This is a genomic window from Neisseria sicca VK64, assembly GCF_000260655.1.
GTDB lineage: Bacteria > Pseudomonadota > Gammaproteobacteria > Burkholderiales > Neisseriaceae > Neisseria > Neisseria sicca_B.
In genome coordinates this window covers 22,581-35,496 of the sequence record NZ_AJMT01000136.1, presented here as the reverse complement: position 1 = coordinate 35,496, position 12,916 = coordinate 22,581, and the positions used below count along the sequence as shown (strand labels likewise).

General features: G+C 50.0%; 12 protein-coding genes. All 12 read right to left on the bottom strand.

Going from position 1 to position 12,916, the window contains the following annotated elements; genetic code table 11:
* Positions 1-248 precede the first annotated feature (248 nt).
* Complete coding sequence (locus tag HMPREF1051_RS08150; protein ID WP_003766930.1) at positions 249-1,067, bottom strand: YwqG family protein; 819 nt, start codon at positions 1,065-1,067, stop codon at positions 249-251.
* A 123-nt stretch (positions 1,068-1,190) separates the two neighbouring features.
* The gene (locus tag HMPREF1051_RS08145; RefSeq protein ID WP_003766903.1) at positions 1,191-2,021 is read right to left on the bottom strand and encodes a symmetrical bis(5'-nucleosyl)-tetraphosphatase; all 831 of its coding nucleotides are present in this window, start codon (positions 2,019-2,021) and stop codon (positions 1,191-1,193) included.
* 80 nt (positions 2,022-2,101) lie between these two features.
* The gene (locus HMPREF1051_RS08140; RefSeq protein WP_003766974.1) at positions 2,102-2,491 is read right to left on the bottom strand and encodes a RidA family protein; all 390 of its coding nucleotides are present in this window, start codon (positions 2,489-2,491) and stop codon (positions 2,102-2,104) included.
* A gap of 381 nt (positions 2,492-2,872) precedes the next feature.
* Positions 2,873-3,451, bottom strand: coding sequence for an opacity family porin (locus tag HMPREF1051_RS08135; RefSeq protein WP_003766937.1), 579 nt, complete (start codon positions 3,449-3,451; stop codon positions 2,873-2,875).
* Positions 3,452-3,634: 183 nt separating this feature from the next.
* Positions 3,635-4,801, bottom strand: a complete 1,167-nt coding sequence (gene hemW / locus HMPREF1051_RS08130; RefSeq protein ID WP_231286295.1) for a radical SAM family heme chaperone HemW — start codon at positions 4,799-4,801, stop codon at positions 3,635-3,637.
* Positions 4,802-4,834: 33 nt separating this feature from the next.
* Positions 4,835-5,362, bottom strand: coding sequence for a HEPN domain-containing protein (locus tag HMPREF1051_RS08125; protein WP_003766999.1), 528 nt, complete (start codon positions 5,360-5,362; stop codon positions 4,835-4,837).
* A 12-nt stretch (positions 5,363-5,374) separates the two neighbouring features.
* Entirely contained in the window at positions 5,375-6,568 is a 1,194-nt protein-coding gene (locus HMPREF1051_RS08120) for a DUF262 domain-containing protein (RefSeq protein WP_003766992.1), read from the bottom strand.
* A 210-nt stretch (positions 6,569-6,778) separates the two neighbouring features.
* Positions 6,779-10,090 carry a TonB-dependent receptor domain-containing protein gene (locus HMPREF1051_RS08115; RefSeq protein WP_003766952.1) on the bottom strand — a complete coding sequence of 1,104 codons (3,312 nt, stop codon included), beginning with the start codon at positions 10,088-10,090 and terminating at the stop codon, positions 6,779-6,781.
* Positions 10,091-10,361: 271 nt separating this feature from the next.
* Positions 10,362-10,955 (bottom strand): RdgB/HAM1 family non-canonical purine NTP pyrophosphatase, encoded by a 594-nt coding sequence (rdgB, locus tag HMPREF1051_RS08110; RefSeq protein ID WP_003766979.1) that lies wholly within the window; start codon positions 10,953-10,955, stop codon positions 10,362-10,364.
* 9 nt (positions 10,956-10,964) lie between these two features.
* Positions 10,965-11,195, bottom strand: coding sequence for an NGO_0222 family membrane protein (locus tag HMPREF1051_RS08105; protein ID WP_003766981.1), 231 nt, complete (start codon positions 11,193-11,195; stop codon positions 10,965-10,967).
* A gap of 145 nt (positions 11,196-11,340) precedes the next feature.
* Positions 11,341-12,231 (bottom strand): NAD(+) kinase, encoded by an 891-nt coding sequence (locus tag HMPREF1051_RS08100; RefSeq protein ID WP_003766908.1) that lies wholly within the window; start codon positions 12,229-12,231, stop codon positions 11,341-11,343.
* Between the two features lie 20 nt (positions 12,232-12,251).
* Positions 12,252-12,824, bottom strand: a complete 573-nt coding sequence (locus HMPREF1051_RS08095; RefSeq protein ID WP_003766964.1) for a ubiquinone biosynthesis accessory factor UbiJ — start codon at positions 12,822-12,824, stop codon at positions 12,252-12,254.
* Positions 12,825-12,916 lie beyond the last annotated feature (92 nt).

Here is a 12,916-nt window from a genome sequence, read left to right as displayed (position 1 = left end):
AGACGAGCCGTCTGAAATAAAGGTATCGACATGAGCAACCTTTGTTTCAGACGGCCTTTAGACCGGTATTTTATATGAAATACCGCATAATAAGAAATGCTTTAAGGCAAACGAAAGGTCGTCTGAAACAAGGTTTCGACTTTGCGAAAACTGTTTTTCAGACGACCTTGATGGTAGGGGGGGGATTTATTAATCGAACTTATCCGGTTCGTACAATTCATCCCTACGCAGCTTGAGATAGCGGGTAACTAGCTACAATCCCAGCTATATGCTACTTTGGAAAAATCTAGTTTGGCTAAATCGTCGGGGTGAATGAAGAAACCGCCCACACCCAGGTCTCCCCATATGATTTCTATCCCGTCCTCCCATTCACTTTGCAGTTGGAACAGCAGGATATAGTCTTTCAATTCATCGTGCTCTTCGCGTGGGTCATTTTGGGTGAAATCAGGGTAACCGCCTATCTGGTGGCCACCACTGAAGCTTTCCATGACTTCATATTCCAAATCTTCATTGCTGTGAATCTGCCAGAAATTTTCGTTCTTACCGCCTTCATACCTTTCCAAAATTTGTGCGAAACGGTAGTCGCTGCAACTGACAAGCTGCGTTCCCTGTTCGAACGACATGGCAAAGGACTGTTCGGGATTATGCGGCAGGCCGAATTCTTCGCCGTAGTAATGCGGATAATCCGACTGCTGGAGGCTGTCGTCTTCCACTACGTCGGCATGATAAATTACGCGGAAGCCGTCATTGTTGAGCAGATTATCCAGATCGCAGCCGTATAAATCGTCACTGTGGATGAAAAACTGCAACAGACCTTGTCGGGGAAAATTCTCCAGCGGTGGTGTTTGGGCGAAGTTGATTTGTGCCAACAGCGTGAGCGGATCACCATTTGCCGTGTGTGGATATTCGGCACCGAGCGGCAAATAGGGAGCGCCTCCGACTTTGCTGTCCCAGCGGCGCAGGCTGCTTTTGTTTGCAGGTGACAGCTTGATGCGGACAACGGGTTTTTCAGTAGACAAAAGCTGCTGCCGGTAGGGGGCGATGAGCGGATTTTCCCAGTTTATCATTTCATTTTCCTTTTAATTTTTCAGTGAATTAACGATATAAAGGTTGTCTGAAACCACATTATTGTCAAACCGAAATCAATTTTCAGACGACCTAAAAAATTATACTTTTCTGGTTTTCATGGCTCATTTCAAAGCCGTTTTCCAGTCCAAACCGCCAAGGGATGGGACTTGGGTGATGCTGTGGTCGGCAAGGTTGATGGCGGTCAGTTCGCCGCCCCAAAGCGCACCGGTGTCGAGGGAGAGGATGTTGTCGGTGTTTATAAAGCCCAGTGAAGACCAGTGTCCGAAGACGATGGTGTGGCTGAGGTTTTGCCTGTCGGGGGCTTTGAACCAAGGGCGAAGGTTCGGGGGCATTTTTTTGAGGGTGGATTTGTAGTCGTAGTCGAGTTCGTTTTTCAGCGTCAGCGCGCGCATTCGGGTGAAGACGTTGAGAATCATGCGCAGGCGGTCGTAGCCGGTCAGGTCGTCGCGCCATTCGGCGGGTTTGTTGCCGTACATTTTGGAGAAAAACTTTTTGTATTTTTTGCCGCGCAACTCGGCTTCGGTTTCGCTGGCGAGCAGTTCGGCGCGGGCGATGGTCCATTGGGGCAGGATGCCGGCGTGAACCATAACATGGCGCACGCCTTTGATCAGCAGGGGCTGGAAGCGCAGCCAATCGAGCATTTTTTTGCTGTCGGGGTGTTGGAGGATGGGGGTGATGGTGTCGCTGCGCTTGACGGTGCCTTCGCCGTAGCCGACGGCGAGCAGGTGCAGGTCGTGGTTGCCGAGAACCATGCGGATGCTGCTTTCGTGTTCCATACAGAATTGGAGGACTTCGAGGGATTTGGGGCCGCGGTTGACGATGTCGCCGACGAGCCAGAGGGTGTCTGTGCCGTGGTTGAAGTTGATTTTGTCGAGCAAAAGGGTGAGTTCGTCGAAGCAGCCTTGAATATCGCCGATTGCGTAGTGTGCCATTGTTGTTATTGTCCGATAGTGTGTGGTGTTTCAGACGACCTTTGGCTTGTGGGAGGTCGTCTGAAAACGGGTTGCGTGTCTTATGCGTTCAGTACCAGCACGGCTTCGGCTTCGACCTGCACGCCTTTGGGCAGGGAGGCGACACCGACGGCGGCGCGGGCGGGGAAGGGTTCTTGGATGAACTCTGCCATGACTTCGTTGAAGACGGCGAAGTTGGCGAGGTCGGTCAGGTAGGCGTTGAGTTTGACGATGTCGCCCAGCGTGCCGCCTGCGGCTTCGGCAACGGCTTGCAGGTTTTTAAAGACTTGGCGGGCTTCGGTGCGGAAGTCGCCGTTGCCGACAACGGTCATGGTGGCGGGATCGAGGGGGATTTGACCGCTCATGTAAACGGTGTCGCCCGCGCGCACGGCTTGGCTGTATGCGCCGATGGCGGCGGGGGCTTTGTCAGTGTGGATGATGGTTTTGGACATGATTTTCTCCTGTTATCGGGGTCGTCTGAAAGATGGAAGCTTTGATGAAAACGGTGTCGATTATCGTATAAAACCGAGTGATTGTGTAGGGTATGGATATTTTCAGACGACCTTTGGTGAAATAAATTTGAATGAGAATAGAATTATAGTGGATTAACTTTAAACCAGTACGGCGTTGCCTCGCCTTAGCTCAAAGAGAACGATTCTCTAAGGTGCTGAAGCACCAAGTGAATCGGTTCCGTACTATCTGTACTGTCTGCGGCTTCGTCGCCTTGTCCTGATTTAGTTAATCCACTATATATCGTATGTACTTCAATTGTTTGCGAAAACCGCCCGAAGTTTGGACGCTTCGGGCGGTTTCGTTATGGAGGTGTGCGGGAATTAGAATTTTACGCGGACACCGGTGGAAAATTCGTGAGCGTGTACTTTCAAGCCGTCGAATTTGCCCAAGTGGTTGTAGCGGTAGCCGGCGTCCAAAGCGACGTTTTCGGTAATGTCATAGCCTACGCCTGCCAATACGCCTACGCCGGTTTTAGTTTTGCGAATGGATTCAGTCTCATGGAAATTCACACTGCGGTAATCGTCGTCATAAGAAAAGCGGTTGATGCCTACGCGTGCACCGACATAAGGTTTGACCGGGGAATTTAAGTTGAAATCATAAATGGCGGAAACGCCAACGCTTTGGAGTTTGATTTTTGAGTCGAGTGTGTAATTCCGACCCTGTTCATGGTCTTTTAAAGTTTTATAGTGGGTGTAATCGGCAGCGACACGGAAATCACCGAAATCATATCCGGCAGACAGGCGCGGGCTGAAGCCTTTGCTACTGGTCTTGCCACCTTCATCGTTGGTTTTAAGGGTTGAGTGGCCAAGATCGCCTTGAATATAGAAACCACGGCTGTCATCTGCCAGCGCAACGGTTGAGATGGAGAGGGCAATCAGGGTAGTCAGAATTTTTTTCATGTTTGTTTCCTTGTAACGGAATAAGGGGTATCACCGCCGAGTATTTATTCAAGGCCGACGGTTATCCCAATTGTATTTTATTATGATAAAACAAACAACATGAAAACTGTCCGTCATGCTTTTTGACAGCAGCCTGCGGATGTTACGGTTTGGCGTATCAAGGTCGTCTGAAAAAATCCAATCCTACAAAAAGCATTGCAACAAATCGTTTAAAAACAACCGTCCCCGTTCGGTCGGGCGGAACACGGTCGGATCGGTTGCCAACAAACCTTTTTGTCTTGCCGTTTCGATTTGCGCCATGATTTTGGCGGCGGGTACGCCTGTGCGCTCCTGCAACATCGCGGCGGGTACGCCGTCGGTCAGGCGCAGGGCGTTCATCATGAATTCGAACGGCAAATCTTCGGCGGCGACGGTTTTGCGTTCAACAGCTTCACTCGGCTGACTTTGCATTAAGGCGAGGTAGTCGTTGGGATGGCGGCGGCGGACGGTGCGCTCGATGCGGTCTGGGTAGGAGATTTTGCCGTGCGCGCCCGCTCCTATGCCCAAATAATCGCCGAACTGCCAGTAGTTCAAATTGTGGCGGCACTGCATGGCGGGTTTCGCAAAAGCCGATGTTTCGTAGTGGATAAAGCCCGCGCCTTCCAGCGCGCCGTGTACCGCGTCTTCGATGTCGAGGGCGGCTTCGTCTTGCGGCAAACCTTTCGGCGGCGTATGACCGAACGGCGTGTTCGGCTCCATCGTCAGATGATATGCGCTGATGTGGGTCGCCCCCGTAGTGATGGCGGTTTGTACGTCGTTTAAGGCCGTCTGAACGGTCTGGTTCGGCAGGGCGTACATCAAGTCGATATTGACTTTATCAAATAATTTCAAGGCAGTAGCTATGGCGGTTAAGGCTTCCTTGCCGTTGTGGACGCGCCCAAGTCGTGTAAGCATATCGTCGTTGAAACTTTGTACGCCAATAGAAAGCCGCGTAATGCCTGCGTCTTTAAATCCTTGAAACTTCTCGATTTCAAACGTACCCGGATTGGCTTCCAAAGTAATTTCCGCTTCCGGCTGCAAGCGCAACAGCGAACGCACGCCGCTCAACAAACGGTCAATCGATTCCGCCTGAAACAGGCTGGGCGTACCGCCGCCGAAAAATATCGTTTCCACCGGTCTGCCCCAAATATTGGGCAATTCGAGCTGCAAATCGGTCAGCAGCGCGTCGATATAGGCGGCTTCGGGCAATCCGTTTTTCAGGCTGTGGGAATTGAAGTCGCAATACGGGCATTTTTTGATGCACCACGGGATGTGGATGTAGAGTGACAGGGGCGGCAGGGCGGTGAGTTGTCCGGGATGCCGAAAGGTAATATTATGTTTCACGTTGTTAGATTTTTTGTGTTCTCAAATATGGTTAAATTCTCTAAATAATTTAGGTAGTCTATCAATAATTTTAATTGCTTCTTTGTAGCTAGAATAGAGTTCATCTGAAGTTTTTTCAAGTGAAAATGCTGCAAAATTTTGATGAACTAAGCGGTTTCTATCTAAACCAAGTTCAAGAAATTTTTTTATTGATTCTTCTAGGTCTTCATCTTTAATTTTTCCAGTAGCATATTTTTTAAAAGACTCTCCAAAGATTCTTAAAAAAGAATTGATATTTTTCTCTTCCCACCTAAACCATGTATGATACTGTCTACTAATAAATTTATTTCTTACTAGCTCAGAAATGATATGTTTTTCATGAGTTTGTTCTTGTACATATTCAAGAACACAATTGGTAATTCGATCTTCAAAATAACTTGAAATGGCCAGCAATAGGGTTTTACGATAGATTTCATCAGTAGAAACTGATAAAGATATTTCCTTATTGTCTTCAAGAAATTTTTTGAGTTCTTTGTGATCTTCGTATATTCTATCAATAATATCCTTCATGATAGAAGGTTCCTATACTTTTAATGAAATAATCTGTTTAGCTTTTTCTAGTCTTTTAGCTACTTTGGTAGCATGAGCAGTACCTTTTAGTAGAGCCTCAGAGAATTCTTCATCCTCAGCTAATTTTTTGATACTATTTTCTTCGATAAAGCCTTCAATTAATTTATTTTCATCAGGGGAGAAAAACTTTTTAGCTACGGCATAAAAAACAGCCTCAAATATGCCGACATTGAATAAATTTCCTCTTGATCTACTTCTAAAAATCTTAGGGTCGAGATCCCGGCAGGCGGTTATAAAAGAGTTAAATAAATCTAATAAGTATTTATTATATTCATTTGAATATTTAGAACATTTTTCCGAAAATTGGTTTAAAAACCTAGTCATTGATGGTCGATAGTTTTCACTATCAATAAGCATAGCAAAAGATCGTAGAAGAATTTCTATATCTTTCATATGTAAATCAGGTTCTGGTGAACCCAATAAATTCCTCCAGTTAGAATTGTTATTTATCTTGAAAAGCATCTTGTAAAAATCTGAGTGATACATACTGGTACGGATTTCTTGTGCTTTCAAATTCATTCCGCCAGTATTCAATCTATTAAAAACTTCAAACATTGAAGAATTATCATTAGATGGCGCATTTTGTTTTACTATAATATTTCTGATTGGTCGTAAATCTAATTGTAGTTTAAATTCCCCAAGAGTTGAGTAGTTCATTCCATGAAATTTATTTTTTTTGTCAGATAGTTGACTAGGTAATTTAAGGTTGAAAGGAGTAAAATATTCATCATCATGCAATACTTCTTCAGGAATTTTTCCTTCTCTATCAAAAATATTACGTAAAGCAGAGCGTTTTTCTTTTTTAGGAAAACGTTTTTTCATAAAGTAATATATTGACATTAATCGTTGTTGCCCATCGATAACTAAAAATTTATTTCTTTCTTGTTCATATAGAAATAATTGGGGTACTGGAAGGCCTAATAATAATGATTCAATTAATTTAGATGACCTACCGATATCCCAAACAAAATTTCTTTGAAATCCAGGTATGATGACAGCTCCTGATTCAATAAAACTATTTAATGTCATAACATTAAAATCATTGGGAGTTGCTGTAATATCATATTCATCTATATCTAAATTTTCACATTCATTTTCTGCATAATCATCAATCTGTAATGAGTTAATTTTTTCATAAGTTTCCATATTGCTAACCTTAAAGTATGTAGAAATATAACTGATTTTATTATGAAATATTTATTTTTTGCAACAATTCCCGTAACGCCTGCCCCCTGAGGCTTTTGGCAATCATGGGTTGCGGGTCGTTTACGTGGCAGGCGGGAACGCAGGCATCATAACAGCTTTTGTCGGAGAGGTCGTCTGAAATTTTCAGACGACCTCTCAAGCATTGCCCCGTCAGAATTTGCCTGTAAACCCAACGGTAACCGCCCGTCCCGGTGCGGGGATGGGGACGTTGGACATCGGGTCGAGGTAGTAGCGGTTGGTGAGGTTGCTGACGCTGAAGTTCATGCTCAGGTTTTTGCTGAAGTTGTAGCGTCCGTAAGCGTCCCATACCAAGGCGGAACGCCAGTGGTAGGGGCGGCCCGATGCCTGCATAATCCGCGCTAAACCTTGACGCGCCAGTTCGTCCTGCTGGCCGGTATCGACGGTGCTGTGGTAGATGCCGCGCATACCCAGTTCCAGCCTGTTGTTGAAGCGGCGGGTGCCAACATCGAGGTTGAGCGAGTATTTCGGCTGCATGGTTTGATAGAAACGGGTGGCGCCGAAGCCGCCGTCGATACATTCGGGGATACGGTTGTTATAGACATCGTAGTTGAAGGCGGTCGATTTGTCGCAGGTGCGCTGCTTTAAGCGGTAGTTCGCGCCGAACGAGGCAAACCATTTGCCGCTGTCGATACGGCTTTGCAGCTCGATGCCGCTGGTCTGTTTCTTGTCGTATTGGGTCAGGTTTTTGTTTTCGGTAATGTCGATGGCGTTTTTGATGATGTTGTTGTAGTAGGTCAGGCGGATGTTGCCGTGTTTCAGCCGTTGCCAGTAGGGGGCGAAATTGAAGGAATAGCCTGCTTCCCAGTTGGTGCTGCGTTCGGGCTTCAGATTGAATTCGGTATTGTAGGCTTCCAGCAGGTTGACGTTGGTGGTGGTTGCTTCGTAAATGCTGGGGAAGCGGGTCGCCTGCGCGAAACGGGCGAACAGGCGGCTGTTGTCGGTCAAATCGTAGCTGACGGCGATAACGGGCGACCATGCGCTGGCTTTCAGGTGTTTGGGCATGGGCCATACTTCGTCTTCGTTGGCGGGTTTTTTATAGAGGCGGTGGCCGCCGGTACTGCCCATCGTAGTCGCCCGCTCTTTTTTTTGCAGATAGGGTGTTTTAACATCATCTATTGCTGCATTGGTTAAATATTTGAAATAGCTGCCTTGCAATCCCTGCGGATTGTTTACTTTTTCGTTAAATTGCCCTTGTGCGAAAACCGGCCCTTGATATTTGCCGTCGATATAGGGCGTATAGACTTCTTTCTGCCGGTAAACGGCTTCGTCGTGGTTGAAGGACGGGTTATCTACCTGTGGATTGTCGCCGTTTGCGTTGGCATAGATGACTTCGCCGGTCTGCCTTTCTCCGTTAATCGAATATCCTTTATCGTTATAGTCATAACCGTATTTGTTGCGGAATTCGTTTATCAGACGATTTGACTCGTCAACATCTTCTGTTCTCAGGATTTTCCGCACATCGTCCGCTTCTTCTTTATTTGCAATCAGTTCGTAATAGGGGATATAGCTGCCGAGTATATAGCCGTCCGAGCTTTTCCCTCCTTGCAAATCGACGGAATAAAACGGATCTTTCCTCGCCCGCCTTGCTTTTGCCAAGGCATCGTCGTAAGCCCAGAATTTGTCGTAGCGTATGCCTGCCTGAATGTTCAGGCGGTCGGTTGCCTGCCAGTCGAAAGCGACTCCCGCGCCCCATTCGTGGCGGCGTCCCGCCCTCGGGCCGGCAACGGCTGTGGCGGCTGTGGCGGCACCGATGATGTCGAAGATATCTTTGTCGTTGTTGGTGATTCGGTTGGATTCGTCCAGTTTTTCATATTGGACGTTGGCGGAGAGGGTCATGGCGAGCTTGTCGGTCAGGCGCATACGGTTGCTGATGTCGGCGCCGGTACGGGTGGCGCGGGTACGTTGTTCTACGCCTGATTTGACGCGGTATGCACCGGGTACAGGAGGCGGATCTTTCGGCTCTTCGGCAGGAACCAACCCTTCGGCAACCAGCTCGCGGCAGCCTATGCCTTCGCTGATGTGCCTGCCGATAAATTCGTTGGGAATTTTATTGTGGACAAAGCAGTTGGCCCACTTGTCGTATTCCTGATCGCCGTAGGTAACGGCCAAATCCGGCCCGCCGCTCTGGTGGCGTGAGCTGGTGGTTTTTGTACGCCAGATATTGGCCTGCAAGTCTATCCAGCGGCTGCCTTCGGGTTTCCATTCGTAGCCGATTTTATGGCTTTTGGTGTCAATGGTGGAATTGAGTGTTTGCGCAGGTATGACCAGCGGCGGCCTGCCGGTGAAGTTGAACTCGTTGCTGAAGCCCAGCAGTATGGCGTTGTAAAAGGGGTTGTTTTCGCCGAAACGGACGTGGGTGCGCATATGGCCGAGGCTGATTTTCTGATTGTTGGGCAGATACCAGTTGTTTTTCAGCAGCAGGCTTTTGCTTGCCACATTGCTATTGAACACTTCTTCGCCGGGGCGGTAGAGCTTCGCCATGTTCGGTATCATGGTCGCGCCCGTATTGCCGAAATCCGCATTGTCGGGGTCGTATTCCGGATTGTTCAGATAGCCGCCCGCCCCGCGTTTGCCGCTGAAGTAATTGCCTTTTTTGCGGTCACTGTAAGCAATCAGGCCGTCTGAAATATCGGTTTTAAACGCCGCCGAAACCATGCCTGAGCGGTCGTCTCTGAAATTGCCGATTTTGCTGCTGCGGCTGCGCGGCGGGTTTTTCTCTTGGAAATCGAGTGCCTGATAAGGTTCCAACGTTCCGGCAACCGCGCCCGCCGCCCCGTCTGCCGTCGGCCTGCCCGGAATGGTGCGGTAGTCTTCCACACCGAGGTATTGCAAATTATCAACGCGGGGCTTGGCCGTATTGCCCGAAAAACTGCCTTTTATCTGAATACCCCATTTTTTCCCTTCGGGAACAATGTCTTCAGGTTCGATGGTTTGAATGGCGACCGAACCGCCCACCCCTGATTTGACACCTCGGGTCATCGACGGCCCTTTTTCTACCGCAATACTGCGGAACAGGGCGGGATCGACATAGTTTCTGTCAGCAACGCCATAATTGTTCATCCATACGTCGACGGTCTGCTCCGTTCCGTCAATGGTAACGGGGATACGGCCTTTTCCTGCGATGCCGCGGATGCTGGGTGTAATCGCGCTGCCCGCATTGCGCGTATTCATGTTGTACACGCCGTTAAGCCCCTTGAGGATGTCGCCGGCGGCATCGGGGCGGTAGCGTTCGAGGTATTCTTTGCCGAGGTAGGCGTTGGAGACGTTTTTGCTGTATTGCTGCGCTTCGCCTTTTTGGTCTTTGGTCAGGCGTTTGCCGTGGACTTCGATAGTGTCGAGGACGGCGGTGTCGGGTGTAACCGCATCTGCTGCCCACAGGTGCGGGCTGTGCCACAAAATACTGAGGCAGGCGACGATGGTTTTGAAGGGGTAGTTTCTCATGTGATGACTCCTGGGTATTGTCTTTATAACTAACAGGCTGTCCATCAGAGGCGGACAGTAATCAATACTTCAAGGAGTGGTTTGCAGAATGTGTTTTATGTTTTTATGATGGGGATTTTTGAGTAAGGATATTTGCTGTTTTTTGGATATTATAAGTTTTTGAAAAAATTTTATAAGTTTTGTTCCTTTGGTGGTGCGTTTTACGGATAAACGGGATGGAAAACGTCGTCTGAAAACGGCATGGTGGGTTTTCAGACGACGTTTTTGTTGTTTAGAGGGCTTCGATTTTTTTCAACAATTCCCGCAACGCCTGCCCCCTGTGGCTTTCGGCGTTTTTGATTTCGGGATCAAGCTCGGCGGCGGTGCAGTTGTGTTCGGGCAGGTAGAAATGCGGGTCATAGCCGAAACCGTGGGTTCCTGCGGCTTCTGCCTGCCATTGTCCGCGCCAGATGCCTTCGGCGATGATGGGCTGCGGGTCGTTTTCGTGGCGGACGAGGACGAGGACGCAGACGTAGTAGCAGCTTTTGTCGGCTTTGTCAGCGAGGTCGTTTGAAAGGCGCTTGTTGTTGGCGGCATCGGATTTGGGGTTTGCTCCGGCATAGCGGGCGGAGAGGACGCCGGGTGCGCCGTTTAATGCGGAGGTGCAGATGCCGGAGTCGTCGGCGAGGGCGGGCAAGCCGCTGTGTTTGGCGGCGTGGCGGGCTTTGGCAAGCGCGTTTTCGACGAAGGTGTGGTACGGCTCGGGGCATTCGGGTGTGTCGAACTGCGATTGCGGCAGGATTTCGATGTTCAAATCGGCGAAGAGGCGGGAAAATTCTTTGAGTTTGCCTGCATTGCCGCTGGCGAGGACGATTTTGTCGAACATGGGTTTTCCTTAACGGGATTCGGTTTGTTGCTCGCGCATAATTTGGGCGCGGGCCTTATGGCGGATGTAGAGGGCGAGGCTGCCGATTTGGGCGAAGACGGCGCCGAAGGCGAACAGGAAGGCGGCGACGGCGAATTGTTTGCTTTGGATGGAAAGCAGGTAGCCGCCGAGCATGATGAGTGCGATGAAAATCAGGGTGAAAAGGGCGGTCAGCAGGAGGTAGGTTTTTTGTCGGTTCATGATTGGGGACGTTTGTGATAAAGGGCGGATGCGTGGTTTGGGTTGTCTGTTTGTTGTTAGATAGGGATGGCGTTGGTTTGGGAATGGGGGAAGGGATGAGGTCGTCTGAAAACTGGGCAATCGGGTTTCAGACGACCTTTTGTGTTTATACGAGCTGTTCGCCCCAATGCAGTTTTTGACGCAGGGTTCGGAAGTATTGGTAGTCGGTGGGATGGAGGATGCGCAGGGGATTGTGGTAGCGGCGGATGATGATGCGGTCGAGGTTTTGTACGTCGATGAAGGATTGTCCGTCGAAATGCACGCGGGCGTCGCCGCTTTGGGTAACGAGGATTTCGATTTCGGAGGTGTCGGGGATGGCGATGGGGCGGTTGGTCATGGATTGGGGGCAGATGGGCACGAGGGTGAAGGCGTGCAATCCTGCCTGCATGATGGGGCCGCCGGCGGCAAGGGAGTAGGCGGTGGAGCCGGTGGGGGTGGAGACGATGAGGCCGTCGGAGCGTTGGGTATAGACGAATTCTTGGTTGATGAAGACTTCGAACTCTATCATTTGTCCGGCACCGCCGCGCGAGAGGACGGCGTCGTTGAGGGCAAGGGCGCGGTGAAAGGTTTGTCCGTCGCGGACGAGGGCGGCTTCGATGAGGATGCGCTCTTCGGGCAGGTATTTGCCTTCGAGGACGGGCAGCAGCTCTCCGGTCATGTTTTCGCGGGGGATTTGGGTGAGGAAGCCTAAATGCCCTTGGTTGATGCCGATAACGGGTACGGCGCGGGGGGCGATTTCGCGGGCGACGGAGAGGAATGTGCCGTCGCCGCCGAGGACGATGACGAGGTCGCAGTGTTTGCCCAAGTCGGATTTGCTGACGATGTGGCAGCCGACGGTATCTTGAACATAGATGCAGCGTTCTTCTATGCCGATTTCGTCCAGATAGACGGTAAAGCCGTGTCCCTGCAGGAAGTGGATGAGGGTGTGGGCGGTGTTTTGGATTTCGGGGGTATTGGGGCGGGTTACGATACCGATGTTGTGAAACGGGCTGTTCATAGGCATGGGTCGTCTGAAAATTAGTCTATCCAGATGTCGCGTTCGAGCCGGTCGAGGCGTTCGTTGAGGCGGGCGACGTCGTCGCGCAGTTTGTCCACTTCTTCCATCCAGGCGGACAGGGTGGTAGCGTCGATAACGGGGGATTCGGGTTCGCGGGAAAAATCGCTGATTTGCTCGGCTATGCTTTGTCCGATTTTTTTGACGGTTTGCCCGATGTTTGCGGCGCGTTCGCTGATGCTGCCTGCGAGTGAGTCGCCGAAGATGCGGGCGAGGTCGTCTGATGCGTAGTAGCGCAGGCTGCCGAGTATGGGCAGGACGGTCATGCCGAGCATGAGGTCGCCTTCGAGGCTGATGTCGCCGACACCAGGTTCTTGTCCGGTCAGGATTTTGCGGATGGCGCTTTGGTGGAAGGTGATGAGGGTGTCGGCGGGTTGGTCGGCGGTTTCGAGGAAGCCGTCGTGATTGATGCGTCCGGTCAGTCCGAATCCGGCGAGGTTGAGGCTCAGGGTTTTGCCTGACAGGCGGGACAGGTCTTGTTGATGTTCCGGATTTTGCTGTATCAGGTGGTTGATAACGGGAAATAGGGCGGACATAGGGTGTTCTCGATACTTTCGGGCTTGGGGTTGTTAAGTAAGACTGTGTTTTTTGGTTTTGGTTTTGCCGCTGCCGAAAGGTCGTCTGAAAC

Bases quoted from the DNA above. Each gene is read 5' to 3' on its own strand.
- HMPREF1051_RS08145 (WP_003766903.1), bottom strand. From the start codon at position 2,021: ATGGCACACTACGCAATCGGCGATATTCAAGGCTGCTTCGACGAACTC.
- HMPREF1051_RS08120 (WP_003766992.1), bottom strand. From the start codon at position 6,568: ATGGAAACTTATGAAAAAATTAACTCATTACAGATTGATGATTATGCA.
- HMPREF1051_RS08135 (WP_003766937.1), bottom strand. From the start codon at position 3,451: ATGAAAAAAATTCTGACTACCCTGATTGCCCTCTCCATCTCAACCGTT.
- HMPREF1051_RS08150 (WP_003766930.1), bottom strand. From the start codon at position 1,067: ATGATAAACTGGGAAAATCCGCTCATCGCCCCCTACCGGCAGCAGCTT.
- rdgB (WP_003766979.1), bottom strand. From the start codon at position 10,955: ATGTTCGACAAAATCGTCCTCGCCAGCGGCAATGCAGGCAAACTCAAA.
- HMPREF1051_RS08095 (WP_003766964.1), bottom strand. From the start codon at position 12,824: ATGTCCGCCCTATTTCCCGTTATCAACCACCTGATACAGCAAAATCCG.
- HMPREF1051_RS08105 (WP_003766981.1), bottom strand. From the start codon at position 11,195: ATGAACCGACAAAAAACCTACCTCCTGCTGACCGCCCTTTTCACCCTG.
- HMPREF1051_RS08115 (WP_003766952.1), bottom strand. From the start codon at position 10,090: ATGAGAAACTACCCCTTCAAAACCATCGTCGCCTGCCTCAGTATTTTG.
- HMPREF1051_RS08100 (WP_003766908.1), bottom strand. From the start codon at position 12,231: ATGAACAGCCCGTTTCACAACATCGGTATCGTAACCCGCCCCAATACC.
- HMPREF1051_RS08140 (WP_003766974.1), bottom strand. From the start codon at position 2,491: ATGTCCAAAACCATCATCCACACTGACAAAGCCCCCGCCGCCATCGGC.
- HMPREF1051_RS08125 (WP_003766999.1), bottom strand. From the start codon at position 5,362: ATGAAGGATATTATTGATAGAATATACGAAGATCACAAAGAACTCAAA.